Source organism: Gemmiger formicilis (genome assembly GCF_018784445.1).
Classification (GTDB): Bacteria; Bacillota; Clostridia; order Oscillospirales; family Ruminococcaceae; genus Gemmiger.
In genome coordinates this window covers 74,260-100,640 of record NZ_WQOH01000100.1, presented here as the reverse complement: position 1 = coordinate 100,640, position 26,381 = coordinate 74,260, and the positions used below count along the sequence as shown (strand labels likewise).

The window sequence follows — 26,381 nt, the reverse complement described above, 5'->3', positions numbered from 1 at the left end:
GCCCGGCGGCCCCCACAGGGCGTCGGAAATGTCAAAACTCCGCCGAATGTTCCGCGCCGCGCACATCATCCCGCTGCAATTCGGCCAGCAGTTCATCCTCGCCGCCGTGGAGCAGCAGCTTCTCGCTGTACTGCTCAAACCGCTCACACTCGTTCTCGGCCAAGAACGGCGCGGAGTCGGGGCCGAGGGCCAACTCGTTGACAAACACGACCATCTCCTGGCCGTCTTCAAACGCCTGCTCCATAAAGTCAAAGGCGCATTCCAGCGCGTCGCCCGCAGTGGAAACCGCTTCCTCCCGGCGGCGCACCTGTGCATTGAACGCCCCGCGCACCGTGTCAAAGGCGTCGTCAGCATTCAGGGCGCTGTCCAGGTGCCTGCTCCATTCTTCCAGCAGGGCCAGCGTGCGGGTGCGGGCGGCGGCTTCATCGGGCAGCAGTGCCCCGGCAGCCTTGTCGGTGTCCAGCCGGGAGCGGTAATTCTCGCACTGGGCGGCAAACAGCGCAGCGGGGTCGGCGTCATCCTGCTGGGTCAGTGTGCGCTTAAAGCTGCGCAGCTGCTGGTAGCAGGCATCCGTCACCGCACCGGTGGCCGTGGCGGCGGCAAAGCGGGTGTTCAGCCCCGCCAGCAACAGGCTGACCAGGCTGATGCGCTCGTCAAAGCTCGCGTTCATGGCGCGGGCCACCACCGTGTCAAAGGGCTTGCCCTGCAGGATATCCTCGACGCCGTAGTCCTGGTGGTACTTGCGATAGAGCACCCAGTAGGCCGCAAAATCCCGCGCGACCTCCGGGTGGCGCAGGTATTGCCCGATGACGCCCTCGTCGATGGGCAGATTCAGCTTGTCCGCCGCCTGCAAGAAGGCGGACAGATCCTCCCACCCGCGGGCGGTCACAAACTGTACGCCGTCCACATCGTTCTCGATTTTGTAAAAGTGCTGGGGGCGCAGTTCCAGATAGGCCGTCACGGCGGGGTGCAGCCGGTGGGCGCGGGCGTAGTCCTGCCAGACGCTCAGCTTCGGCTCAACGTCGATGCGCCGCACGCGGTCCAGCGTGACGAGGTCAAATTCCCGCACACTCTTGTTGTACTCCGGCGGGTTGCCCGCCGCCACAATGACCCAGCCTTCCGGCACGGCCTGGTTGCCGAAGGTCTTGCACTGCAAAAATTGCAGCATCGTCGGGGCCAGCGTCTCGCTGACGCAGTTGATCTCGTCGATGAACAGGATACCGTTTTTCTTGCCGGTGCGCTCCATGGCCGCGTAGACGCTGGCGATGATCTCACTCATCGTGTACTCGGTCACGCTGCGGGTCTTGCCGCCAAAATCCCGCTCCCGGATGAAGGGCAGGCCCACGGCACTCTGCCGCGTGTGGTGGGTGATGGTATAGGCCACCAGCGCAATGTCGCATTCCTGCGCAATCTGCTCCATAATTTGGGTTTTGCCTACGCCCGGCGGGCCCATCAGCAAAATGGGGCGCTGGCGGATGGGCGGTATCAGCGGGCGGCCAATATCGTCTGTGGCAAGGTAGGCTTGCACAGAACGCTTGATTTCCTCTTTGGCACGTTGAATATCCATGGTTCATCGTCCTTTCGGGTCAAATTCTTCCGGCTGCAAAACAAGGCGCATGGCCCAGGGCGGCACATCGGGCGGGGCGGTGCCGTCCTCCAGAAACAAAAACGCAACATCGAACGCCGGGCGGCGTGTGGGATAGACACCCTTGCCGTCGGTGAAGTATAAAACACCCTGCAAGTCTCGCAGTGCGCCGTCCTGGCGCAGTTCTTCAATGCGGGCGAATGCGGGGCGGAAGTCCGTTCCGCCGCCGCCCACCAGTGTAAACTGGGCCGTGTAGCGGTCGAGGGCGTCCAAATCGTTCAGCCAGGTTTCGTCCCGCACGGCGTTGTCCGCCTGCATGACCAAAATGCGGCACTGGCGGAAAAAGCTGTCCTGGCTTTTTAACAAGGTGAAGGTCTCTTTCAAAAACGCCTTGACCAGCTCGCCCGCGGTGGACTCGCTGGTGTCCACCACAATGACGAAGTCGCGGATCTTTTTCACCTCGCGGCTTTCCAGCGGCTCAATTAAGGGCATATTGCCGTAGGTGCGCAGGCCGTAGCTGTAAAAGCCCAGGTCAAATTCCTCGGGGTCAAGGTGCGGCTCCTCATGCCAGACGGCGAAGCGGCGCAGAAAGTCGCGGTAGGTGCGGCGGCTGCGCCCGGCCTGCACCTGGGCCTGTAAAGCCTGGGCGGCGGTGTCCTGCCCAGCGCGCTGGCCGTTTTCCTCCATGCTCAATTCGGTCTGGCGGCCCAGGTTTTCCCACTGCTTGCCGCGCATCTGGGCCTCGGGGCTGGTAGGGTCGGCAGGCCACAGGCGGTGGCTGTCGGTGTAAAACTCCCGCTGCCACTTGTTCAACGTTTCGGCGTCGGTCTTAGTCAGCACACGGTAGATTGGCCCGGCGGCCAGAAATTTGCATGACTGCCGCAGTTGTGTATAACATTGCTGCCGCACCCAGCCCACCGGGCGCTTCGTGGCGGCGGTGTTCAGGGTGTCCAGCGTGCTTTCCACGGCAATGTCACAGGCCAGGCCCCACAGGTCGGGGTCGCGCTTGTCCCGCAGCCACAGGTGGCGGAAGATGCAGTGGAACAAACTGTGCAGATAGGCCCGGGGCAGGTAGCGGCGGTTTTTGCGGTAGGTGTCCAGCACCCAGGGCGCAGGGTAGTAGAGCGCCCCGCCGTCGGTGGCAAAGCTGCCGCCGCTCTCCGTCTGTGCGGCGGGCAGTGCCCCCAGCGCCGCCGTCAGGTAGCGCTGGTCCAGATACAACTCCCCGCGCAGCTGTTCCATGACCCGGCGGGCCATCGTCTGTTCCCATTCGGTTTGGGTTTGGATGTGTTTGGGCATTTTTACAAATCCTCAAAATCATAGGTCTTTTTCACCCGCCTGGGGCGGCCCAACAAAATGGCTGCCCCGGCGCTCCAACCGGCGCGGGAACAATAGACGGCGGCGTCGGCGGTGGGCAGGCCTAGGCCCACCAGCAGCCGCAGCGCGGCTTCGTCCCGGGTGTCGATGGCCAACTTGAACGCATCCGCCGGGTGGGCGGTCAGATACAATTCATAGTCTGCGCGGGCGTTGTCGCTAAGGCCGAACGGCTGCACCAGCCGCCCCAGCGCCAGGCGGCAGAGCGTATCTGCGCTCTCGCCGACGCAGGCCTGCGTGAACGATGCGTCAAACGCCGCGTAATCTACTGCGCCGCCGGGCGTAAAGCACTGCCGCATCCGGTAGCCCTCGCCCTCAATGCTGTGATTGAAAATATGCGCGGGGGTGTTCTCGTCCAAAAACTCCGAATACTCGGGGTAAAACAGCCGCGCACCATCCAATTCTGCCGTGATATCGGCGCTGACGGCCCCCAGCAGCTTTTTCAGCCCGGTGGGGGCGTCCGCTGCGGCCCGCAGCGTAAACACCCGTAACTGGTGGCAGTTCGTGAACAAATCGCTGCCCAAGGATTCCACCCCGGCCCCCAGCGTGACCCGGCGCAGCTTGCGGCAGTTGTAAAATGCCGCGCTGTGCAAGACCCGCACCGTGTCCGGCAGAGTGACTTCCTCCACAAAATTGCCGGTGATCTCGTGGGTGTCGGTGCCGGTGCATTGCGCCCCGGGCCTGACAGGCCTTTCCGCAAAGCAGTAGGGGCCGATCTCCACAACGGGCAGACCGCCAATAACGCCGGGCACGGCGGGGCAGGGGGTATCCCCCAGCAGGCGCAGCACCCGTACGCCGCCCGCGCATGGCTCCCAGAAAACCGTCACAAAAAAGCCCCCTTTACATTACCGCCATTATAGCATAAAATAGGGACGCGAGAAACAGAAAAGTGAGAGAAATCTATGAGAAGTGTCAAGCAAACGGATATTTTGACCGGCAGCATCCCCAAACAGCTGCTGCTGTTCTTTCTGCCCATCTGGTTCGGTACGCTGTTCCAGCAGCTGTACAACACGGCAGATACTCTGATCGTCGGCAACTTTGTGGGCACCAACGCGCTGGCAGCGGTGGGCGCAACCAGCTCTTTTGTCAATCTGTTGGTGGGCCTGTTCGTCGGCCTGTGCAGCGGCGCGGGCGTTGTCATTGCCCAAAGCTGGGGCGCCCACGATGCCGACGCCGTTGACCGCCAGGTACACACGGCGCTGGTGCTCAGCGTGGCCATCGGTGCGCTGCTGACGGTGCTGGGCCTGCTGACCGCTGAGCCGATGATGCGCCTGATGGGTACGCCTGCGGAAATACTGGACGATGCAGCGCTGTATCTGCGCATCTACTTTTTGGGCATGATCCCCCAGATGCTCTACAACATGGGCACAAATATTCTGCGTGCCATCGGCGATTCCAAGCGGCCGCTGTACTTTTTGATGGCGGCGTCGCTCGTCAATATCGCGCTGGACGTTGTGTTTATCGCGGTGTTCGGCTGGGGCGTGGCGGGCGCGGCGTGGGCCACGGTACTCAGCCAGGTAGCCAGCGCGGCGCTGACGCTGCGGTGCATCGTCGGCTCCCAGGGGATGCCCTGGCACGTCCGGCCCGAAAAACTGCGGCTGCACGGCGATGTGTTCGCGGCCATCTGCACCATCGGCGTGCCCGCTGCAGCCCAAAGCGCCATGTACAACATCAGCAACATTTTCATCCAGAGCAGCATGAACAGCTTCGGCACCAGCACGATTGCGGCGTGGGGTGTCTACGGCAAGATCGATTTTGTGTTCTGGATGACGATCAACTCGCTGGGCATCGCCATCACGACCTTTGCGGGGCAGAACTTTGGCGCACGGCAGTACGACCGCGTGCGGCGCGGCGTGCGGGTCTGCCTTGCTATGGCGGCGGGCATCACGCTGTTCATCAGCGTTACGTTCTACAACCTGGCGGAGCCGCTGTTCCGGCTGTTCAGTCAGGACGATGCGGTCGTTGCGGTGGGCGTGGGCATGATGCATGTGCTGACGCCGGTCTACATTACCTATATCAGCATTGAGGTGCTTTCCGGTGCGCTGCGCGGCTGCGGCGATGTGCGGGTGCCGACGCTGATCACGGTGTTCTTTGTCTGCGGCTTGCGTGTGTTATGGCTGACCCTGATGGTGCCGCGGTATCATACCATTGCCACGGTGGAGCTTAGCTACCCGCTGACATGGACGCTGGCCTCGCTGCTTTTTATCCTTTACTACAAGCGCGGCGGCTGGCTAAACCGCTGCAAGGCAGCGAAGGGACTGGAGTAAGTAAAACAGCCGACCTCTTTGTGGGGTCGGCTGTTGTTATGCGCCGCGCTCGGTCTGCAGCGTTTGGATAAACTGCACCGGGTCAATGATGCGGCTGCCGTCGGTGCCGGTGGCGGCGGTGGAGAGCAGATACTGCATCATTTCCTCGCCCGTCAGGGTGGGGTCCACCTGCCAGCCCAGCGCCATGACCCCGGCGCAATAGGGGATGCCCCAGCTCAGGCCGCCGTGCCCATCGTGGGTGTAGCCGTACTGCCCGGCGGTGTATTCCTCGGCCACCGTGCGGTAGGAGCAGGGCAGCGCAAGGGTGTTGCTGCCGGTTTCTGTGCGCTCGTCACTGTCCGCAAGGCCGGTCCGGCAGGCGGCGGGGTTGTCCCGGTCATTCCGGGCAAGGACGGCAGGGTAAGGTATAAAGCAGGTCTTTTCCACGCCTGCGCCCTCCACGGTCAGGACCAGAAGCCCGGCCTGCTCGGCTCGCGCCACGGCGGCGTCCCAGAGGTCGGCGTTTTGGAACATCTCTGCGTTGCCCGGCGCGGCGGAAACCGAAACGACCCGGATCTTCTCGCCGTCGGGCAGCGCTTCGTTCTGCGCAACCACCCAGTCCAGCGCCTCGGCGGCATAGCGGCTGTCCATCAGCCAGGAGGGCCAGGCTGCATAGTAAAGGGTCGTGTCCGGCGCAATGCCGATGGATTCGCCTGCGAACAGGCTGGCCACGGCCGGGCCGTGCATCGAGGCGGTCTGCCCCTCGCAGCCGGTATCATAGTAGGCGGCGATGCGCCCGGCCAATTCGGGGTGGTCGGTCAGCAGCGGCTGGTCGATAATGGCAGCACGCACGCCCTTGCCGGTGATGCCCTGCGCCTGCAGGCCGCGCACCCCCAGCCCGGGGTCCTTATCTTCCTCCAGAAGTGCGGCGGCCTCGTCCTCGGCCCCCGCAAAGACGGTGCCGGTGTTGTAGGTGTAGGTATACAGGTCCTCGGCCGTGTATTCGCCCGGCTGGTAGGTTTGTTGGGCGTACTCGTCCAGCCAGGGCAGATAGCGCAGGTCGCTGTACGGCGCAGCCGGTTCGGCGGGCGGGGCGGGGGTTTCGGCGGGTGTCGGCTCCGGCGCAGCGGTGGGCGCGGCGGCAGGGGCTGCTGACTCGGCAGTGCCGCAGGCCGTCAGCCACAGTGCCAGCAGGCAGAGCGGCAGCATTGCGGTGCGGTTCATGGTGTGACCTCCTTCTATACGCAGGCTGCAAAAAACTTTCCCGGAAAATGCGCTGCTGCGCAAGGGTGGCGGGCGGCCAATGGCCGCCCCTACAAGTTCTGTTTGTTGCAAAAAGCCCGGTCTGCTCCCGGAAAGCGGGGGCAGACCGGGCTTTATTACAGGGCTTACAGCTTGAAGCTGTCCTTCAGCGTGACAATGCGGTTGTACACGCCCTCGTGCTTGCTGTCCGGCGTAAAGTAGCCGTTGCGCACGAACTGGAAGCGGTCGCCGGGCTTGGCGTCCTTCAAACTCTCCTCGAGCTTCGCACCCTGCAGTACCTTGACGCTGTCCGGGTTCAGGTAATCCTTGAAGTCGGCATCGTCGGGGATGCTGTTCATGTTGGACTCGGTGAACAGTTTGTCGTACAGCTCAACCTCGGCATCCAGGCAATGGGCGCAGCTGACCCAGTGGATGGTGCCGCGCACTTTGCGGCCGTCGGCGGGGTTGCCGTTGCGGGTCTCCAGGTCAGCCTCGGCGTGGATCGCCACGACCTTGCCGTTCTCATCCTTGTCCACGCCGGTGCAGCGGACCAGGTACGCACCCATCAGGCGGACTTCGCTGCCCAGGGTCAGGCGCTTGAACTTCGGCGGCGGCACCTCAAAGAAGTCGCTGTTCTCGATCCACAGCTCCTTGGTGAAGGCGACCTTGCGGGTCGTCGAGTCGTTGGCATCGCGGTTCGGGTTGTTGGGCAGGTCAAAATACTCGCACTGGTCGGCGGGGTAGTTGTCGATGATGAGCTTGACGGGGTCCAGCACGGCCACGCGGCGCTGGGCGTTCAGCTCCAGCTCGGCACGCAGCACGGCCTCCAGCTGGCGCATATCGACGAGGTTGTCCGCCTTGGAGATACCAGCCTCTTTGACAAACGTGAAGATGCTCGTCGGCGTGTAGCCGCGGCGGCGCAGGCCAGACAGGGTGGGCATACGGGGATCGTCCCAGCCGTCCACGATGTTTTTCTCCACCAGCTCACGCAGGTAGCGTTTGCTCATGACGGTGTTCGTCACGTTCAGGCGGGCAAATTCGCGCTGCTTCGGGAACTCTTTGCCGAACAGGTTGGTGATGACCCACTCATACAGGGGACGGTGGTTCTCAAATTCCAGGCTGCACAGGCTGAAGGTGATACCCTCGATGGCGTCCTGGATCGGGTGTGCGAAGTCGTACATCGGATAGATGCACCACTTGTCGCCCTGGCGGTGATGCTCGACGTGCTTGATGCGGTAGATGGTCGGGTCGCGCATATTCATGTTCGGGCTTGCCAGGTCGATCTTGGCGCGCAGCGTCTTTTCGCCGTCGGCAAACTCGCCCGCGCGCATACGGCGGAAGAGGTCGAGGTTTTCTTCCGGCGTGCGGTCGCGGTAGGGACTGGGGCGGCTGGGCTTGCCGGCGTCGTTGCCGCGGTACTCCTGCATCTGCTCGCGGGTCAGGTCGTCCACATAGGCCTTGCCCTCCTTGATGAGCTGCTCGGCGTACTCGTAGCAGCGCTCAAAATAATCACTGCCGTAGAAAATGCCGCCGTTCGGCTCAGCACCCAGCCATTTCAGGTCCTGCAGGATACTCTGCACGTACTCGTCACCCTCGCGGGCGGGGTTCGTGTCGTCAAAGCGCAGGTTGAACAGGCCGCCGTAGTGCTTGGCGATGGTATAGTTGATGAAGATCGCCTTGGCGGAACCGATGTGCAGGTAGCCGTTCGGCTCCGGCGGGAAGCGGGTATGCACAACATCGACCTTGCCCTCAGCGAGGTCGGCGTCGATGATATCCGTCAAAAAGTTGGAAAATTTTTCGTCTGCCATGATTACACCCCAAATTATATGCCGCAGCGCCACACCGCAGGGGCGGATGCTCGCATCGACCCCCACAAGCGCCTGGCAATGCTATTTTTAACTATTTTACTATTATACCGTGTACAACTGCATTTAGCAAGGGGCAAAAACTTCTGCGCGCCTACTGTTATTTATAAAAGGTTTGTGCTATAATCAATACTGATTTACTATGTTGCCATGAAAGGGGGCATCCGCTATGCCGACCCCGCAAAACAGGGAGCCGGGCCGCCGCCCGCGCAACCCCGATACAGAACGCTACACGATGCAGGGCGATTGGGCTGTGCCCAACCAGCACCTCACGGCCCCGCCCCAGCGGCGCGCCCCCACGCAGGAACAGCGCCGCGCCGCCGCCCGCCGACGGCGGGAAATTCGCCGCCGACGCCGCAGGCTGGCCGTGCTGGGCACGGTGGGCGGCGTGCTGGTGCTGTCCGGCATCATCACGGTGCTGCTGCCCAAAAGCATGAAGGGCGAGACCGAAGCCGCGCCCCTGCCTACCGCAGACCCCGCAGGCACCCGCCTGGTGGCCCCGCTGCCCTACGCCGGGGCGGGGGACAGCGGCAGCCAGAACGCTCAGACGCTGAACTGGGGCACCGTTGGCCCGCAGCGCCAGACCGCTGATACCGGCTACACCTACACGGCGCTGCCCGCAAAGCCCGCCGCCCTGCCGGAGTTTGGCCGGGTGGATACCAGCTGGTTCGCCGACGCAGCCTTCCTGGGTGACTCGCTCACCGCTGGCTTCTGCGCCAATGAGTACAACATTGATGTGGGTGGTGCGCTGATCTGTGGGTATGAGGGCATCAGCCCCAACACCGTTGTCAACCGCACCACCGTTACCAGCCCCGACCGGGGCGAGGAAGTCCCGCTGGATGTGCTGGCCGCCGCCCAACCCGCCAAGCTGTATATTTTGATCGGTACAAACGCCCTCGTCCAGCCCGGCAACGATGACAGCTTTTTGGCCTACTACGGAAAAATGCTGGACGACCTGCGCACGGCGCTGCCTGACACGACGTTCTATGTGCAGTCGGTGCTGACTGCCACACAGGAAAAGGTCAGCGACAGCCTCCCGGGCCTGGCACCGGATCGGCTGGCGGTCATCAACGCGGCCATCCAGCAGCTTTGCGCCGAGCGCGGCTGTTATTACCTCGACCTGAACGCAGAGTTCGCCGACGATGCCGGGTATTTGCAGACCGATTTTTCTCAGCCTGACGGCGTACACCTGACGGTGTCCGGGTACAGCAAGTGGGTCAGCTACCTGTGTACCCACGTCCCATACAGCAAGAACAACCCCTACCAGGCCGGAAGCACCTACTATTTAAGTGATGATATGAAGAATTTGCTGAACGATATTCCGTAAAGGAGCCACCCATGCCCAACGAAAACGAACATCCGCGCTACACGGACCCGGATCATCCCTACTCCGGCAGCGGCCTGCGCTACCAGAACAACTACAACCGCAATGAATACCACGCCGGGGACGGCCCGTTCCAGTTCCCCTGGTGGGCCATCGTCATTGGCTTTGTGGTGTGGTGGCCGCTGGGCTTTATCTTCATCGGCCTGAATGCCGCTATGAAAAACGGTAAGCTGGGCAGCTTTGAGCAGAAAGCCCGAACCCGGACCCAGAGCTACCGCAGCGGCCCATCGGTGCAGGAGGGACAGTTCCGTCCTATCTACGCCCAGCAGGATCAGGAGAGCGCGGGCAAAACTGCCGCCGCACCTCGGGATGCCGAGAAAAAGCGCAAGGGCATGGCCCTTGCCAACGGCTTGACCGCGGCGGGCGTTTTGCTGCTGCTGACCGCACTGGTGGCGCTGCCCGGAGGTACCTACTGGCTGCCCGACGCCCTGACGGGGGATCTCGAGTACATCCGCTGGTTCTTGGCGGATATGATGCCTGTGTTTGTCTCGGCCACGGCGGGCGTGGGCTGCCTGTTTGGCGCGCACCACATCCGCACCGGCCGCCGCTTGCGCAAAAAGATCGACAATATTGTCGGTGATGCGCAGTATATGTACATTCGGGATATCGCCGACGCCATCCCGTGCAGCTATGAAAAATGCTGCAAGCACCTGGAAAACTGCATCGACGACGGCGTGTTCGGCCCCGAAGCCTACCTGGATATGCGCCGCAAATGTCTCGTCGTGACCGGCAAGCCCCCCGAGCCGACCCCGAAAAAGGCGAAGAAACCCAAGGTCGAAAAAGCAGATCCGATGCCCGAGAAGGATCAGTACCAGAAAATCCTCGACGAGCTGCGCCGGGTCAACGACGCCATCCCCGACGAGGAGATGACCGACAAGATCAGCCGTCTGGAAGCGGTCTCGGCCAAAATTTTTGAGCAGGCCAAGTCCGACCCCGACAAGCTGCCCCAGATGCGCAAGTTCATGGATTATTACCTTCCTACGTCGTTAAAGCTGCTGAACACCTACGCTGAGCTGGACCACCAGGGCGTGGAAGGTGAGAACATTTCGGAGTCGAAGCGCCGCATTGAGCTGACGATGGATACGCTGGTCAAAGCGTTTGAAAACCAGCTCGACCGCCTGTTCGCCAGCGACGCCCTCGACGTCAGCGCCGACATCGATGTGATGCAGAATATGCTGCGGGCCGACGGCCTGACCGATGATGCACCGTTTAAGATGTAACCACCAAAAGCCTCCCTTGTCAAAGGGAGACATTATCCCCATACTACTAAGGAGCCAATATCCCTATGCAAAAATCCACCGGCCAGTTCCATAACAGCTGGCGCAACTTTTCCAAATATCGGCCACTCATCCGGGAGCTGGTCACACGCGACCTCAAGGTCAAATACCGCCGCAGCGTGCTCGGCTATGTGTGGAGCATCTTAAACCCGCTGCTCATGATGCTGCTGCAGACCCTCGTTTTCTCCTATATGTTCCGGTTCGATATCCCGAACTTCCCGCTTTACCTCATCTGCGGCAACACTCTGTTCAACTTTTTTAACGAGAGCACGAACATGGGCATGGGCAGCGTGCTGGGAAATTCGTCCCTTATCAAAAAGGTGTACGTGCCCAAGTTTATTTTCCCCATCAGCCGCGTGGTGTCCAGCTTTGTCAACCTGCTGTTCAGCCTGGCGGCCATTATCCTGGTCATGCTCATCACCCGGTCGCCGTTTTACTGGACGATTCTGCTCGTCTGGGCGCCGCTTTTGCTGCTGCTGGCGTTCTGCTGCGGCATGGCCGTACTGCTCTCGGCGCTGGCTGTCTACTTCCGCGATTTGCAGTATCTCTACGGCATCGTGACGATGGCCTGGATGTACGCGACGCCGCTGTTTTACCCGATCTCGGCGCTGCCGCCGTTTTTGATCCCCATCATTAAGCTGAACCCGCTGTACCACTACATCAACTGTATGCGGTGCCTGGTCATGTACGGCACCGTGCCCGGCCCCAACACCTGGATTGCCTGCATCGGCAGCGCTGCCGTCATGCTGGCTGTAGGCCTGGCGGCGTTCCGCAAATTGCAGCGCAACTTTATTCTGTATCTGTAAGGAGTTTCCCCCATGCCCATCATTCAGGTGGAGGATGTCTCGATGCGCTTTAACCTAGCGCAGGAGAAAACCGAGACCCTCAAGGAATATACCGTCAAGCTGCTGAAACATCAGCTTTTTTTCAATGAATTTTATGCGCTGCAAGACGTCTCGTTCAGCATCGAACCTGGCGAATCCGTAGCGCTGATTGGCCGCAACGGCAGCGGCAAAAGCACGATGCTCAAACTTATTGCGGGCGTCATGTACCCAACCAGGGGTACCGTCGCCGTCAACGGCGAAATTGCGCCGCTGATCGAGCTGGGCGCGGGCTTTGACCTCGATTTGACCGCGCGGGAAAACGTGTTTTTGAACGGTGCGGTGCTGGGCCACGACCGCACTTATATGGAAGAGCACTTCAAAAATATCATCGACTTTGCTGAACTGTGGGATTTTGTCGATGTGCCGGTGAAAAACTATTCCAGCGGCATGATCGCGCGGCTGGGATTCTCCATTGCGACCGAGGTCAAGGCGGATATCTTGGCCTGCGATGAGATTCTGTCGGTGGGTGACTTTATGTTCCAGCAAAAGTGCCACCAGCGGATGGAACAGATGTTATCCGGCGGTACAACGCTGCTTTTTGTCAGCCATGATATCAACCAGGTCAAGCAGCTCTGCAAACGCGCCATCTGGATAGACCATGGCCACATCCGCGGCGACGGCCCGGCGGAGGAAGTCTGCAACGCCTATGTGGAGGCTATGCAGAGAGGGGAATGACCCCAAAGGTTTCCCCCAAGGGGGAAGGCAGAACTTTTAAAGGAGACCCCATGCCAAAATCAAAACAAAACCTGGCCAGGGAAACTCTGACCGTCGCGCTGCTGCTGGCGGCGGTGGCGGCCAGCGAATACTGGTTTTTCCAGCTGTGGCGGCTCGATTGGTCGGTGCCCATGCTCTACGGCGGCGACGGCATCTACTGGGTGGGCCAGGTGCAGCGCAGCTACGGCGAGTTGTCCGGCTCCCTGGGCTGGCCGTTCTATGAGGTCGCGGGCAAATATGACCCGAACTACGACCTGATTTATGATATCTTCGTCTGGTTCGTTGGCCTGTTTACGAAAGACACCGGCATCGTGTTCAACCTGTATGTGCTGGTCATCCCCTTTGCCAACGCGCTGGCGGCCTACGCTGTGTTCCGCATGGTGGGCATGCGCCGCTGGCTCAGCTTTGCCTTTGGCATCACCTTTGGTATGACGCCCTACGTGCAGCAGCGGATGGCCGGGCATATGATGCTGGCCGCCTGCGAGTTCGTACCCTTCTCGGTGCTGCTCTGCCTCTGGTGTGCCGAGGATGAAGGCTTCAACCGCCCGGGCAAGGGCTTTTTCAAGAATAAGCGCAACTGGCTGGCCCTGGCTATGGCCTGGGGCATCGCCAACAACGGCGCGGCCTATTATCCCTATTTCACCTGCTTTTTCCTCTGCGTCACGGCGCTCTGCCTGATTTTGCGCGGCCACAAGTGGAGCGTGGGTGTGCCCTGCCTGGTCACGATCGCGGAGATCGTCGCCTGGATGATACCCGATTTCTTCCCCATGGTGCTGGGCATCCTCAGCGGCCAGGGCAGCACCCTGACCAACGGCGTCTACCGCAGCCCGGTCGGCGCGGACATTTACAGCCTGCGCATCAGCAGCCTGCTGTTGTCGCCCAACGGTTTCGGCCTGCAAAAGCTCGCCAACTGGATGGGCCGCTACTTCCACATCCTGGCTACCGATGAAGGCCCGATGTACAACGAGAACGGCTACGGCTATCTCGGCGTCGTGGGCATTTTCGGATTTTTGGCGCTGCTGCTCATGCTGCTGCGCAACTGGGACTGGAAGGCCGGCCGCACCGAGAAGCCGCAGCTGGGCGACCGCCTCTGGCTGCTGAGCCGTCTGAACGTCATGGCGCTGCTGTTAGCCAGCATGGCCGGCTTTGGCAGCATCATCGGTATCTTTGTGCGGTTCATCCGCGGGTACAACCGCATCAGCCCTTACATTGCGTTCTTCGCACTGCTGGCCGTCGGCCTGACGGCGGAAATGCGGCTGACCCGGCGCGCCGGAAAAGACCGCAAAAAGCTCATCCTCGTTATGGTGGTGCTGCTGGCCTACGGCTACTGGGAGCAGCAGGGCCTTTTCAGCCCGAAATATGAGGAAGTGCAAAAGACCTGGCACCAGGACGCGGCCTTTATGGCCGAGGTCGAGGACGCGGCAGGGGAGGGGGCTATGCTCTTCCAGCTGCCGTACATGAAAAACTTTGAGAACGGCCCGCTGAACAATATGTGGGACTATACGCTGCTGCGCGGCCCACTGCACAGCAAGACGCTGAAATTCAGCTACGGCGCGGGCTACGGCACCGAGAATGACGCCTGGTATCAGGCCACAAGCGAGTTGGAGCCGGACGCCATGGTGGCCGAGCTGCGCACCCAGGGCATGGCGGGCATCTACCTGGATCTGGACGGCTACACCGAGGACGAGCAGCAGCCCACCCTGGCAGCGCTGATTCAGGCGGCGGGCTGTGCCGAGGACGACGTCATCATCAGCGAGAGCGGCAAGCTCTGCTATATCCCGCTGGGGCAGGAGTGAGCAATGAAACTGCAAAAACTGACGGAAAAACGATGGTTCTGGCCGCTGGTCTGCGCTGTGTCGGTCGTGTTCGGCTGGTGGTATCTCAGCATCGTGACCTGTGCGCCCCTGGGCGGCGACGATGAACTCATCAACCTGCAAAACTACTATTATATTACCCACACATCCTTTGGGCAAAGCGTGCTGGATTATATCGGCGACCTGTGGACCCAGTTCAGCTTGCAGCAGGGGCGGTTCCGGCCCTTCTCCTCGCCGCCGGTGCGCGGGCTGACGAGCTGGTTTTTGGGTGATCTGGTGGGCTATCGGCTCTACATCCTGGCCTGGACCTACACGGATATCCTGCTGACCGGCTGGCTCGTGGGCAAGGCCAGCCACAACAAAAAGCTGGGCATCGCCTGTATCTGCCTGCTGCCCATGATGTTCAGTGTCTGGCAGGACTCCACCGGCAACAGCCTGTATTCCTACGGCGCGCTGGTGCAAAGTACGCTGCTGCCCGCACTGGTGGCAGGGCTGGCTGTGCTGCGTTTGCAGGATACCGGGCACAAGCGGTGGGCCGTGTTGGCGGGGTACTGCGCGTTCCAGTGCTGCGCCACGTTTGAAATTGGTTTTACCTATATTGTGCCGATTTTCGGCCTGGCCTGGCTCTACACCGACAAGGCCCGCGACGCCCTGCGGCTGAGCATTCCGGTGTTTGTGGGCGAGTGCGTGACGCTGGCCTTCAACCTGGGGGCGCGGCTCGTCAACACCTTGCAGGAGATGGGCATTCTGGCCGGGGATGCCCAGCCAATCGGCGGTGTATCGCCGAACTTTGACATCCCGGCGGTGCTCAAGACCTGGGCCATGCAGATGTCGGCGGGCTTCCCGCTCAATGCACTGTTCGCGGGCAAGGTCCGCCCCGGCACGATCTACCCGGTGGATATCCTCTGCGGCGTCATGGTGGCCGGGGCTGCGGTGGCGGCGCTGACTGCCCTGCACGAGCTGCCAAACCGCAAGCAAAACCTGCTGCTGTTCTTGACCGGCCTTGCCATGCTGTCCGCACCGTCGCTGCTCATCGGGCTTTCGCCTAAATATCAGCAGGCGGGGCAGATCGATTGGCGGCACGGCTACATCCCGCAGACGGTGGAAAGCTACGGCGTTGGCCTGATGGCCCTGGCGCTGCTGGTGCTGCTGCTGCGCTGGGCACGGAGCAAAACCTGGTGGCCCAAGAACCGCGCGGTGCTCTACTGCCTGCTGGCTGTCGGCATGGCGGGCACGGTGGTCTGGCAGCGCGCCGCGACCCGCTCAGCCTACGCCGAGGGTGGCCGCGCCTACACGGTCTTTGGCGAGACGGTAGCCGCCGGTGCGGCTGACGCCGCAGGGACCGAGATGCCCGTTGTGACGGATTACATGATTTGGGGCGGCAACGAGGTCGCCGAGAACGCGTTCTTCCTGCGCTATGGAGAGCAGGACGCCGACGCCCACGCCTTGCAGGTCTGGCGCACCGGGGACCACGCCGATGAGACTGCCTACCGCCTGGGCTTTACCCTGGGCCAGACCAGCCGCTATGACATCGGCTGGTGCGGCCTTGGCAGCGGCAATGCGCTGGATGAGCTGACGGATGTGGTCGTATGCCTGCCCGCAGGTACGGCGCAGCAGGCCACGCTTTACTACACCACAGCGGACGGCGAAGAAGTACGAACCGAGGTATACGCCGAAAAAACCGCCACCCTGGTGCAGTTGGAAGGCACAGTGCTGGCGGAGAGTATTCGGCTGGAGTAATTTCTTTGCCTTCCCCTTTTGGGGGAAGGTGGCGCCGCAGCGCCGGATGAGGGGCGCGTGTGCCACAGCAACCCGTGAACGGTCTGCATCGGCAAGGCCGCCCCTCATCAGTCAGCGGTCAAGCCGCTGACAGCTTCCCCCATGGGGGAAGCCATTACACACCAAGGAGGTGCCGCTTTGGCACAAAACAAGAAACAGCGGCTGCTGTGGGGCCTGGGGCTGTTGGGCACAGCGGTCTTTACCCTGCTGATGGGCTGGCTGCACTACCAACAGCTGCTCTCCACCGGGTACTATTACTCTGATATCCCGGCCCACATGGCGGGCCATGCCATGGGCAATACCGGCTTTTCGCTGGTCACGGTCCTGCTGCAGGGCGTGTTCGCCATCGGCGGCAACCTGGGCACGGCGGTGTTTTTGGCTGTCGTCAACCTGCTGACGCTGCTGATATTTGCCTGGGCCATCCGTAAGGCTGTGCCGCAGGTCTGCCCTGGCGCAGCGCTGCTCTGGTCGCTGGCTGCAAACCTCTGTCAGGCGGTCTGGATGCCAAACGGCGGCTACTGGTACTTTGGTGCCATCACCGGCACGATCTACCACAACACTACCTACATTATGCTGCAACCGTTGGCGCTTATCGCGTTTTTCCTCTTCCTCTCGCTGGCAGAGCACCATGGTCAGCTGCAATGGCGCAGTTGGGCCGCGTTGGCGGTGCTGCTTACGGTGGCAACGGCTATCAAGCCCAGCTACCTTTTCGCCTTTGCCCCAGCCCTGCTTGTGGCGCTGGTCGTTGACCTGATCCGCACCCACGGCAAGGCCCTCCAATGGGAAGTCTGGCTCGGCTGTACGGTGCTGCCGGGCATTCTGCTCTGCATCATTCAAGCTAAGGTGCTGTTCACCGGCGGGGATGATTCCGGCATGGCACTGATCTTCACCACCGACTTCGACCCCGAAAAAGTGCTGTGGGGTGTCTTTAATTACAGCGCCAAGCACGGCCTGGTGCGCTCACTGGTGTTCGTGGGTGCGGTGGTTTTGCTGCTGTTCCGGCAGTGGCGCGGCGCTTACGCCTATAAGTTCAGCCTGCTTCTGTTTGCCATCTCGCTGGCCGAGGGCATCTGCCTGACCGAGACCGGCAGCCGTATGTACGACGGCAACCTGTGGTGGGGCGCGTTCATCTGCTATGACATCCTGCTGCTGGAATCGCTGATTCAGCTGCTGCGCCGCCTGCATAAAAAGCCGCGCACCCCGGTGGAGACCGGCACGTCGGTTTTGTGCTGCGGGGCGCTGGCCTGGCATATTGCCAGCGGCATTGTGTTCCTGGGGCTGATGCTGGCCGGTATCTCCTATGCGGTCATGATCGGCACCGAAAGCTACCTGCTGCAAGAAATGTGGGGCATTGTACTGTGACGAAGAACAAGCAACAGAAAAACGCCCTGCTGACGATTTTATGCGTGCTGGCGCTGGCGGCGTTCGGCGCAGCCATGGTGTGGCTGCACTACCAGCAGCTTTGCTCGCCCGGCGGCGGGGATGACCCCTACACATCGGATTTAGGGCAGCATCTGGCGTTTGCCCAGCGGGGCATGGTCTACTCGACCGTGTCGCTGCTCATCGGCCCGGCGTACAATCTGGCTGGGCGCATGGGGATCGCCGTGCTGTTGGCGGTGTTCCACTTGGCGGCGGTGGCGGTGTTTGCCTGCGGCCTGGGGGCCGCGCTGTCGGACGCCCCGCGCCCGATGCGGCTGCTGGTCAGCCTGGTGGTCAACCTGGCAACGGCAGTCTGGATGCCCAGGGGCGGCTACTGGTACCAGGGCACCATCGGCGGCACGATCTACCACAACACCACCTACATTATGCTAGCCCCCTTTGCGCTGCTGGCAATGCTGGCGTTCTACCGTGTCTGGCCCACAATGCGGGGCAAGCTGGACCTGCGTGCCTACGCGGTCTATACGGTGCTGCTGACGGTGGCGACGAGCTTTAAGGCCAGCCTGATTTTCGCCTTTGCCCCGGCGCTGCTGGTGCTGCTGATTGTGGATTTTGTGGGCACCCGCGCGAAAAATCTAAAAAATGAGATCATTATGGGGTGCAGTGTATTCCCCGGCGTGGCGCTCTGCGTCATCCAGGCCAGCGTTTTGTTTGCCGAGGACGACTCCGGCGTCAAACTGATTTTCACCGTGCCCTTTGACCACCACCGTATGCTGTGGGGCCCCTTCAACGAGGCCGGTGCGCTGGGGCTGGCGCGGTCATTCGTCTTTGTGGCGGCGGTGGGGCTGTTGCTGGGGCGCGCCGCGTGGCAGAGCTTTCGCTATCGGTTCAGCCTGTTTACCTTTGCCGTCTCGCTGGCCGAGGCGCTGTTGCTGGTGGAAAGCGGTGAGCGGCTGTACCATGCCAATCTCTGGTGGGGGCCGTTCATCTGCTTCTGGGTGCTCTGGCTGGAATCCGTCAGCGTGTTTTTGCAGCAGCTGCGGGCGAAAGCCGCCCCGTGCTGGCGGCTGGTTTTGTGTGCCGCCGCGCTGGCGTGGCATGTTATCAGCGGCGTGTGTTTCCTGGTCATGCTGATGCGGGGCGTAAGCTACAACGTGCCGATTTTGACGTATAATTTGTGGTAAAAACTAAAAAAGGCTTCCCCCACGGGGGAAGCTGTCTGCGAAGCGGACTGATGAGGGGCGGGCTGGCCGTTACTGCGCTTTAACGTGCAATAACGGCTGACCCGCCCCTCATCCGGCCATCGCTTCGCTCGGCCACCTTCTCCCTCAGGGAGAAGGCCTTTTTATTTTCTCATGCCCGCCCGGCAGCGGCAAGCTGCATATCAGCGCAATGCCCAGGGCCAGCGCCAGGGCAACCTTGAACGTCTCGCCGCCTTTGCTGGCAAACAATTCCTGCTCGCCCTGCAAAAAATAGTAGGCCGTGTAGTAGATGCCCGCGCCGGGCACAAGCGGGAAGATACCCGGCAGCAGAAAAATCGTCACCGGGGCTTTGTGCGTGATGGAAAAGAACCGCGCACACCCGGTCAGCGGCAGGGTAGCCACCAGCGTGGCGATGGCCGGGCTCATGCCCAGAAGCTCCACGCCGAAGATGTAGACCATCCAGCCCACCGCGCCGGTGATGCCGGCGGCCAGGTAATGCCGCCGCGGTACCTGAAACGTGATGCCAAAGGCGATCGTGGCGATGACCGTCACCACAAAATGTGCGAAATAATGTGTCCAGACCGGCATCAGGCCACCCCCAATCCGCGGGCGACGATCCAGCCCAGCACTACGCCGCCCGCAATGCTGCCCGCAATCAGCAGCGCGTCCAGCAGGCGGATGGAGCCGGACAGGTAGTCGCCGTTTAAAATGTCACGCACGCCCATCGTCAGGGCGACGCCGGGGGTCAGCACCATCAGCGCACCGATGATGGCCGCGTTGGCGCTGACGGCAGGCACCACGGCCTGCACCGCAATGGCCCAGACCGTGCAGCAGAACGCCGCCACGATATCCGTAAACATCCGGTTGATGCTGTGGCGGCCAAAATGCAGGCAGACGAGCGCTTCCAACAGGCCCGCCACGGCGGCTACCGGCACGTCGGCCAGTGTGCCGCCGAACAGATAGGCGAACCCCGCCGCCCCGGCGATGCAGGCCAGCACCTCCCGCCGGGGCGTGACCCGGGGCAGTGCACGGGCTGCCGCCAGCTTTTGTTCGGCTTCGACGACGCCGAGCTTGCCGGCAGCCAATTCGCGGGAAAGCTCGTTCACAGCCTCGACCCGGCCCAGATGGATGGATACGGTGGGCACGTGCCGCACCAGCGTGACAGACTCCCCGCCGGGCAGGTGGGCCGATGCAAAAATGCCGTTGGTCAGCACATAGACGTGAAAATCCTGCACACCAAGGCTGGCGGCCATAATTTCCATCGTCTGCTGCACGCGGAACACCTCGCCGCCGTTGGCAAGCAGGGTCTGCCCGCCGTCCATCACCAGCTCCAGCGCACGGTCAAACAGGTCCTCAGTCACGAATATTCTCCCGCACAGCGTTAAATTCCGGGTAATGGGCGTAGAGGTGCTGCGCGATGGCCTCCATCAGCAGATAGTCATGCTCGGAGTCGATATCGATGATGCCGGTGTCCATCATGACGCTGACACCGAACTTGGAATGCCACAGGATGGGATCCGGGTTGTCCACCAAAAATGCGCGGCGGATAACATAAATCGACGCATTGACGTCGTAAACCTCGGGCGCTTGCTGGCGGCCGGTGAATTGGCTCTCCATGACCATTTCGGCGTGGTCGCCCACGATTTTAAACATATTGAACCACGGGTTGCGGCGGGCCTCGCAGACGCTGAAGATGATTTGCAGGTCCTCGCGCTCCTGCGCCTTGGCAAAGGCGTTCTCAATGTCCTGCTCGGTGCGCAGCGGGCTGGTGATATCCAGGTCGATCATGGCGTCGTAGGGCTTGCCGGTGCGCGCTTCCATGCGGGCGAAGCTGTCCTTGTAGACCTCGACCTTCGGTACACGGTCGCCGCCCAGCTCGGCCCCGCGGGGCAGGTAGATGACCTCTGGGTATTCTGCGGCCACGAGCTTGGCCAGATCCTCGCTGTCGGTGTTCAGCGCAATGTCCACTTCCAGCTCGGGGTGGTTCCTGATGAAGAGCTCGGCGGCGCTCAAAGAGTAGTAAACCAACGGTTTGCCGCAGAAATTTTTCAAATTCTTGTTTTTGAAGCCCTTGCTGCCTGCGCGGCCGCAGATGGTGATGAGCAGACGTTTCATGTTACACATTCTCCCCCAGTGTTAATTTCAGCACCTTCAGTGCCAGTGCGGGCGGGTTGCAGCTCTCGCCGCTGCCCGTCAGCGCGTAGTCCACAAAATATTCCATCTCCCGCTCATAGCGGCGGTTGACGTCCTCCTCGTAATGCTGCACGGTGCCGTCGGGCAGGGTCAGCGTGCCCGCGCCAAAGTCGGCCAGATAGCTGCCGTCATGGCAGAAAAGCTCGATAGAACGGCGATATCCGCGCCCAAAGTAGTCGAGGTGCACCTCGGCCAGCAGCGTAGGATACTTGGCGATGTAGACCGAGAGATCGTCGGAATCGATTTCCAAATCCGAGTAGGTCCCTTTGAAATTGTACAGCTTTTCCGGCACGCCGAACAGCTCCACCAGATAGTCCCACTCGTGAATCAGGTCGATGGTGACGCCGCCGCCCAGTGCCTTGTGGGCGCTGTACACGGTACGGTAGTCCACGCCGGGCCGCCAGTCAGGCAGATAGCTCGAGCAGATGACCCGGGCGCAGTAGGGGTGCAGGGCGGGCAGGCGGTCTTTCAGCGCCAGCATCACACCGCACCACCGCATGGGCGCGGCCACGTAGGCCTTTTGCCCGGCGGGCAGATAGTTGGCTAAAGCAAGACCGGTTTGCTCGGCGGAAAAAATCGGCTTTTCGATGAAAAGCGCCTTGCCGCGGCCCTTGACCTGGGTCAATGCGTCGGCGTGCAGGCTCGTTGGGTTCGTGATAAAGACCAGATCGTAGTGCGCGGGCGCGTCGGCCATGTCGGTGTACTGGGCGTGCAGCAGCTCGGCCACACCATCCCGCAGCGGGCGGGAAAGGTCGCTGCGCAGTGCGTCGGCCTGCAAGGCCCAACCGCGGTCAGCGCATAGGTTAGCAAGATTTTTCAAATGGCGCGTGCCGATGGAGCCCAGCCCCACAAACAGCGCGGTGATGGTACGCATAGGCGTTCCCCTTTGTCTTGATTTAGATGCAATGTAGGGGTCGGGTATGCCCGGCCCTACCGGGTTACGAATTTTCAATCTGGTCCATCAATGCAATGGCCTTCAAATCCTTCTCAAAGCTCCACTTAGGGCTTTCCTCGCCCTTCAGAACGCCGAAAAAGTTCGTCAGTTCGTCCACATAGGCGTTCTCGACGATGTTGTCACTGTATCGGCTGTCATGCTCAAAGCTGGCGTAGGTGTCCACCGGCTGCTTGTCGCCATCGCGGAACTCATACAGTGCCTTGGGGTTGCCCTCCCAGAAAAGGTGGATGCCGTCACCGAAGCACTCAAAGCTGCGGACGGCCTTGCGGCTGACCACGTCGGCGGCCAGCACGCCCTGCACGCCGCCCTTATGGCGCAGCAGCAGCGTCACGCTGTCGGGGTAGGGGAGCCTTAAGTCACTCAAGGTGTCCTTCTGCACGGTGACGGATTCCACATCGCCGAAGGCATCCAGCAGCCAGGGCAGGTCGATGCCGAAAATCTCCCGCACGCCGCCGGTGCGGGCGTTGCCAACGAAGAAATTCTTATAGTTCTCCCACGGGTGCCAGTCGGGCAGGTACTGCCCGATGTGGTAGATATAGTGGACAGGCTTGCCAAATTCAGTGACCTGACGTTTAATATACTGCGTCTCGCGGCGGTACAGCATCGTCGAGGAGAGAAACAGCGGCAGGTTTTTGGCGGCGGCCTTTGCCATGTTCTCGGCGTAGCCGTCGCTGACCAGGTTCAGTTCGGTAAAGACCGGCAGATCATTGTCCAGCAGCTCGCCGATGACGGCGGCGTGGGACAGCGGTGCGGTGCAGACCAGCGCGGCGTCGGGGTGCTCGGAGGCAACGGCCTCGGCGATCGTCGCATAGGCGGCGTCCGCCAGGCCCAGGTTCTTGGCCTCGTCGCGGCGGCCCTCGGCGGTGTCCACGCCGACGATCTGGATGGCGTCGTCGATGCCCTTGGTCAGCCGGGCGCGGCGTTTGCCCATGCTGCCTAAACCGACGATGAGAAGTTTCATACCAAAACGCTCCTTTGGGGGTCAAATTCCGGCACAGGGCCGTCATAAAAAACCTTGGATTTTGTAAAGTCAAAATGCTGCAATACAGCGCAGATTTTTCCGCTGGTGTCGCCGCCGCCGTAAGGGCTGACGGCGCTTGCCGCCACCGGGGCGAAGGCGGGGGAGAGGGCTTTGCGCATCGTGGCCTCGATGGCCGCCGCGTCGGGGGCGCAGCAGAGGACGTTCGCGCAGACCATGCGCCCGGCCTGCCGCTTGCCGATGTTGACGGTGGGCACCTTAAAGGTCGGTGTCTCGACGACGCCCGATGACGAGTTGCCCGCCACCAGGGCGGCGCAGTCCATGGCGGAAAGATACCGCCGCAGGCCCAGGCTTTGCACAAAGCCCGCGCGGCCCGGGTGCGAGGCGGCGAACGCCTGCATCATTTCGGTGCAGACCTGCCCGCCTGCGTCGGCGTTCGACCCGGTGATTAGCCAGAACACGCTGTCCACCTTGTCCATGGCGCTGCACAGCGCTTGCACCTGCACGGCGGGCGACCCGGCGTCGGGGGCAGTCTCGGGGTGGTAGGTCACAAGCGCGAAGGGCTGCATCAAATCAAACCCGGTGGATTTGCACAATTCTTCGCGGCTCATTTTGGGCAAGGTGCGGATGTTTTCATCCCCCAGCCCGCCGACGCAGAACACGGTGTCGGGCGCTTCGCCCATGCGCACGAGCCGCGCGGCGCTGTCGGCGCAGGACGGAAAATGCACCGCCGCCATTTTGGAAATGCAGTGGCGGTAGTATTCGTCGGCTGCGCCCAAGGTCACGTCGCCGCCCGAAATGTGGGCAATGGGAATATGCCGCGCGGCGGCTGTCGTGGCCACAGCGAAAATTTCAAAGCGGTCGCCCAGCAGCAGCACCGCGTCGGGGCGGTGGACGGCAAAATAGCTGTCAAAAACGTTGATGGTGCGTGCAATCGTGCAGGCAACCGGCTCGTCGGCGTCGTCGGTAAAAATTGGCAGGCGTGCGGCGATGGGAAAACCGTCGTTTTCGATTTCGTGTACGGTTTCGCCCAGCCGCGGGCAGAGGTGCGCGCCCGTCACGACAAGCTGCAAGTCGAGTTCGTCGGACGCCGCGACCTTCTGCACGACAGGCCGCAGCAGCCCATATTCCGCCCGCGTGGCGGTAACGATGCAGATGGTGCGCATATCACACCTCAATTTTTTCATCCTCCGCAAAATCGCGCTTGGCGGTCTGGCCCAGCACTTCATGCCAGCGCATGGGGGAAATGCCATCTCCCGGGCGCTTGGTGGTCAGGTTGTCCTCGGTGAAGACCTCGCCCGCCTTGATTTCCCGCGCGGCGACGATGCTCTTGCGGGCAATGGCCTTGTTGGGGGCCTCGCTGGCGGTCAGGTGCTTGTGGCCGTCACCCAGGGCGGCCTCCACATGGCGCACGGCGTTCACCATGGCCTTGAACTCTGCCGGGTCCAGGCTGGCCTTCTGGTCGGGGCCGGGCAGGGATTTGTCCAGCGTGAAGTGTTTTTCAATGACCTGCGCACCCAGCACGGCGGCGGCCACGTCGCACTCCCAGCCCGGCGTATGGTCGGACAGGCCCACCGGCAGACCAAACTGCTCGTACAGTTCTAGCATGGCGGTCAGGTTGGCATCCTCGTAGGGGGTGGGGTACTGGGTGTTGCAGTGCAGCACCGTTACCTCGGGGCAGCCGCCGTCGTCCAACACGCCCAGTGCATCGGTGATTTCATCCAGCGTGCTCATGCCGGTGGAAAGCAGCACAGGTGTGTGTAATTTCGCCATTTCTTCCAGGTACGGCAGGTTCGTGATCTCGCCCGACGGCATCTTGATGAGCGGCAGGCCCAGCGTGCCCAAAAACCGCACGCTGGGAATATCGAACGGTGCGGACAGATACTGGATGCCGATGGAATCACAGTATTCTTTCAGCTCCTTGTGCTCCTCAAACGAGAAATGCAGCTTGCGGATCATTTCCAGCTGGCTCTCGGCGGCGTCGGTGGTCTGCTTCTGATACTCGGCCTTCTCTGCAAATTTGCTCACGACCAGCTCGGGCACGGCGGTCTGGTACTTGACGATATCCGCGCCGCACTCCTTGGCAGCGCGGGCCATTTCCTTGGCCATTTCCAGGCTGCCGTTGTGGTTGACCCCGGCCTCGGCAATGATGGTTACAGGCATTTTAAAACTCCTTCCGCAGTGGCTTCTCCCCTTGGGGAGAAGCTGTCCGCAAAGCAGACTGATGAGGGGGCCTTCCGGCAGGCTGCCCCTCATCCGGCGCTGCGCGCCACCTTCCCCCAAAGGGGAAGGCTTTTATTTACTGCTGATTTTCCAACTTTCGTCTCATTTTCTCCAGTTCCTCCAGCTGGCCCATGTCCATCCAGCTGCTCTCGCTGATGGGATAGACGCCGACCTTCTCCCCGGCCCGGCGGTAGCGCTCGATCACGTCGGGGAAGCCGATGAACTCACCGTCGTGCATTTCCTCCACCACGCGCGGCTCCACCACGTAAACGCCGGTGTTCGTCAAAAAGTCCAACTCGGGCTTCTCGCGCATGGCGGCAATGCTGCCGTCCTCGCCCAGCTCCACCACGCCGTAGGGCACGGTGTAATGCTTGAACGCGCAGATCATCGTGACAAGATTTCTGTGAGACTTATGGTACTCGTAAATATCGCCGAAGTCCACATCCAGCAGCGTGTCACAGTTGGTGAAAAAGAACGGCGTGTCGATTTTTCCTTTCAGCAGGCACAGCCCGCCGCCGGTACCCATGAACACATTCTCATCGGCAAAATCCACGCGGTAATCCTTTTCCAGCTCGCCGAAATAGGACTTGATCATGCCCTTTTTGTAGTTCACGATCATTGTGAACTCGTGGCAGCCGAAGTCCCGGAACCGATCCATGATAAGCTCCGCAATGGGCTGCTCGCCCACCGGAATCAGCGGCTTGGGCAGGATTTTGGTGTAGGGGTACAGCCGCGTGCCCAGGCCGCCCGCCATCATCACGACCGGGATATCGACCTGCTTGCGGTTGTCCACATTCAGCCCGTGGGCAAAGATGATATCGGTGATGACGCCGCGCTTATTTAAAACCGGCAGTGCGTCGATGCAGTTTTTTTGCAGAATCTCCCGCGCCCGGCCGCGCTCAGCTATCGGCACGCTCAGCGGGTGGTAGTTGGCAGCGTGGTCAACGGTCTGGTCGGGCGTGCCGCCGCGCAGAAAAAACTTGCGGATATCGCCGTCGGTGATGACGGCTTTCAGCTTGCCCTCCGGCGCAATGAACAAAATGCGCTGGCCGGTCACGTCCAGCTTGCGCAGCGTTTCCAGCACCGTGGCGGTCGGCTCAATAAAGAGTTCTTCTACTTGTATCAAGGGTGGATCCCCCTTTTACGTTTATTTAAAGCCTTCCCCCTCGGGGGAAGGTGGCCCAAAGGGCCGGATGAGGGGCGGATGTGCCGCAGCAGACCGTGGATGGGAAATAGCGGCAAGGCTGCCCCTCATCAGTTACCTTCGGTGACAGCTTCTCCCAAAGGG

General features: G+C 61.5%; 22 protein-coding genes. 9 read left to right on the top strand and 13 right to left on the bottom strand.

The genetic code is table 11. The annotated features are described in order from the left end of the window. Window positions 1–31: 31 nt before the first annotated feature. Genes GPK89_RS15770 through GPK89_RS15760 form a run of 3 tightly spaced genes read right to left on the bottom strand, consistent with a single transcriptional unit; the run spans window position 32 to window position 3,786 of the window. Window positions 32–1,567 (bottom strand): ATP-binding protein, encoded by a 1,536-nt coding sequence (locus GPK89_RS15770; RefSeq protein WP_215694617.1) that lies wholly within the window; start codon window positions 1,565–1,567, stop codon window positions 32–34. 3 nt (window positions 1,568–1,570) lie between these two features. Further along, window positions 1,571–2,884 (bottom strand): vWA domain-containing protein, encoded by a 1,314-nt coding sequence (locus GPK89_RS15765; protein WP_215694614.1) that lies wholly within the window; start codon window positions 2,882–2,884, stop codon window positions 1,571–1,573. Between the two features lie 2 nt (window positions 2,885–2,886). Beyond that, a complete protein-coding gene (locus tag GPK89_RS15760) occupies window positions 2,887–3,786 on the bottom strand; it encodes a leucine-rich repeat protein (RefSeq protein WP_215694612.1) in 900 nt (299 codons plus the stop codon). Window positions 3,787–3,861: 75 nt separating this feature from the next. On the opposite strand from GPK89_RS15760, the gene GPK89_RS15755 reads away from it, so the two are divergent. After that, the gene (locus tag GPK89_RS15755) at window positions 3,862–5,226 is read left to right on the top strand and encodes an MATE family efflux transporter (RefSeq protein WP_215694610.1); all 1,365 of its coding nucleotides are present in this window, start codon (window positions 3,862–3,864) and stop codon (window positions 5,224–5,226) included. 36 nt (window positions 5,227–5,262) lie between these two features. Here the strand turns inward: GPK89_RS15755 and GPK89_RS15750 are convergent, their stop codons facing one another. Next, on the bottom strand, window positions 5,263–6,429 hold the full coding sequence (locus tag GPK89_RS15750) for a S8 family serine peptidase (RefSeq protein WP_215694608.1): 1,167 nt from the start codon (window positions 6,427–6,429) through the stop codon (window positions 5,263–5,265). 164 nt (window positions 6,430–6,593) lie between these two features. Then, on the bottom strand, window positions 6,594–8,255 hold the full coding sequence (locus GPK89_RS15745) for a glutamine--tRNA ligase/YqeY domain fusion protein (protein ID WP_215694606.1): 1,662 nt from the start codon (window positions 8,253–8,255) through the stop codon (window positions 6,594–6,596). Between the two features lie 226 nt (window positions 8,256–8,481). Between GPK89_RS15745 and GPK89_RS15740 the strand changes: the two genes are divergently transcribed. The 8 genes from GPK89_RS15740 to GPK89_RS15705 all read left to right on the top strand — a co-directional run bounded on the left by GPK89_RS15740 (window position 8,482) and on the right by GPK89_RS15705 (window position 18,725). Next, entirely contained in the window at window positions 8,482–9,639 is a 1,158-nt protein-coding gene (locus GPK89_RS15740; protein WP_215694604.1) for a GDSL-type esterase/lipase family protein, read from the top strand. An 11-nt stretch (window positions 9,640–9,650) separates the two neighbouring features. Then, window positions 9,651–10,916, top strand: a complete 1,266-nt coding sequence (locus tag GPK89_RS15735; protein WP_215694602.1) for a 5-bromo-4-chloroindolyl phosphate hydrolysis family protein — start codon at window positions 9,651–9,653, stop codon at window positions 10,914–10,916. 65 nt (window positions 10,917–10,981) lie between these two features. Continuing rightward, window positions 10,982–11,779, top strand: coding sequence for an ABC transporter permease (locus GPK89_RS15730; RefSeq protein ID WP_215694601.1), 798 nt, complete (start codon window positions 10,982–10,984; stop codon window positions 11,777–11,779). A gap of 12 nt (window positions 11,780–11,791) precedes the next feature. Further along, window positions 11,792–12,532, top strand: a complete 741-nt coding sequence (locus GPK89_RS15725; protein ID WP_215694599.1) for an ABC transporter ATP-binding protein — start codon at window positions 11,792–11,794, stop codon at window positions 12,530–12,532. Window positions 12,533–12,582: 50 nt separating this feature from the next. Further along, on the top strand, window positions 12,583–14,367 hold the full coding sequence (locus GPK89_RS15720) for a hypothetical protein (protein WP_215694597.1): 1,785 nt from the start codon (window positions 12,583–12,585) through the stop codon (window positions 14,365–14,367). Window positions 14,368–14,370: 3 nt separating this feature from the next. Further along, complete coding sequence (locus GPK89_RS15715; protein WP_215694595.1) at window positions 14,371–16,125, top strand: hypothetical protein; 1,755 nt, start codon at window positions 14,371–14,373, stop codon at window positions 16,123–16,125. 177 nt (window positions 16,126–16,302) lie between these two features. Continuing rightward, the gene (locus tag GPK89_RS15710; RefSeq protein WP_215694593.1) at window positions 16,303–17,526 is read left to right on the top strand and encodes a hypothetical protein; all 1,224 of its coding nucleotides are present in this window, start codon (window positions 16,303–16,305) and stop codon (window positions 17,524–17,526) included. Then, complete coding sequence (locus tag GPK89_RS15705) at window positions 17,523–18,725, top strand: hypothetical protein (RefSeq protein ID WP_215694591.1); 1,203 nt, start codon at window positions 17,523–17,525, stop codon at window positions 18,723–18,725. The genes GPK89_RS15710 and GPK89_RS15705 overlap by 4 nt, the downstream gene beginning before the upstream one ends. Window positions 18,726–18,869: 144 nt before the next feature. Here the strand turns inward: GPK89_RS15705 and GPK89_RS15700 are convergent, their stop codons facing one another. From GPK89_RS15700 to GPK89_RS15665, 8 genes are all read right to left on the bottom strand, one after another. Continuing rightward, window positions 18,870–19,331 (bottom strand): threonine/serine exporter family protein, encoded by a 462-nt coding sequence (locus tag GPK89_RS15700; RefSeq protein ID WP_215694589.1) that lies wholly within the window; start codon window positions 19,329–19,331, stop codon window positions 18,870–18,872. After that, on the bottom strand, window positions 19,331–20,104 hold the full coding sequence (locus GPK89_RS15695) for a threonine/serine exporter family protein (RefSeq protein WP_346344868.1): 774 nt from the start codon (window positions 20,102–20,104) through the stop codon (window positions 19,331–19,333). The genes GPK89_RS15700 and GPK89_RS15695 overlap by 1 nt, the downstream gene beginning before the upstream one ends. After that, the gene (locus tag GPK89_RS15690; protein WP_215694587.1) at window positions 20,097–20,858 is read right to left on the bottom strand and encodes a cytidylyltransferase domain-containing protein; all 762 of its coding nucleotides are present in this window, start codon (window positions 20,856–20,858) and stop codon (window positions 20,097–20,099) included. The genes GPK89_RS15695 and GPK89_RS15690 overlap by 8 nt, the downstream gene beginning before the upstream one ends. Window position 20,859: 1 nt before the next feature. Further along, window positions 20,860–21,810 carry a Gfo/Idh/MocA family protein gene (locus tag GPK89_RS15685; protein WP_215694585.1) on the bottom strand — a complete coding sequence of 317 codons (951 nt, stop codon included), beginning with the start codon at window positions 21,808–21,810 and terminating at the stop codon, window positions 20,860–20,862. Window positions 21,811–21,874: 64 nt separating this feature from the next. Then, window positions 21,875–22,852: a Gfo/Idh/MocA family protein gene (locus tag GPK89_RS15680; protein ID WP_215694583.1), complete on the bottom strand. Its 978-nt coding sequence runs from the start codon at window positions 22,850–22,852 to the stop codon at window positions 21,875–21,877. Next, window positions 22,849–24,048, bottom strand: coding sequence for a UDP-N-acetylglucosamine 2-epimerase (neuC, locus tag GPK89_RS15675; protein WP_252261719.1), 1,200 nt, complete (start codon window positions 24,046–24,048; stop codon window positions 22,849–22,851). The genes GPK89_RS15680 and neuC overlap by 4 nt, the downstream gene beginning before the upstream one ends. Continuing rightward, window positions 24,038–25,033 carry an N-acetylneuraminate synthase gene (neuB, locus tag GPK89_RS15670; protein WP_215694581.1) on the bottom strand — a complete coding sequence of 332 codons (996 nt, stop codon included), beginning with the start codon at window positions 25,031–25,033 and terminating at the stop codon, window positions 24,038–24,040. Before neuB ends, neuC begins: the two co-directional genes overlap by 11 nt. Before the next feature lie 136 nt (window positions 25,034–25,169). Then, window positions 25,170–26,219, bottom strand: coding sequence for a nucleotidyltransferase family protein (locus GPK89_RS15665; RefSeq protein ID WP_215694579.1), 1,050 nt, complete (start codon window positions 26,217–26,219; stop codon window positions 25,170–25,172). Window positions 26,220–26,381 lie beyond the last annotated feature (162 nt).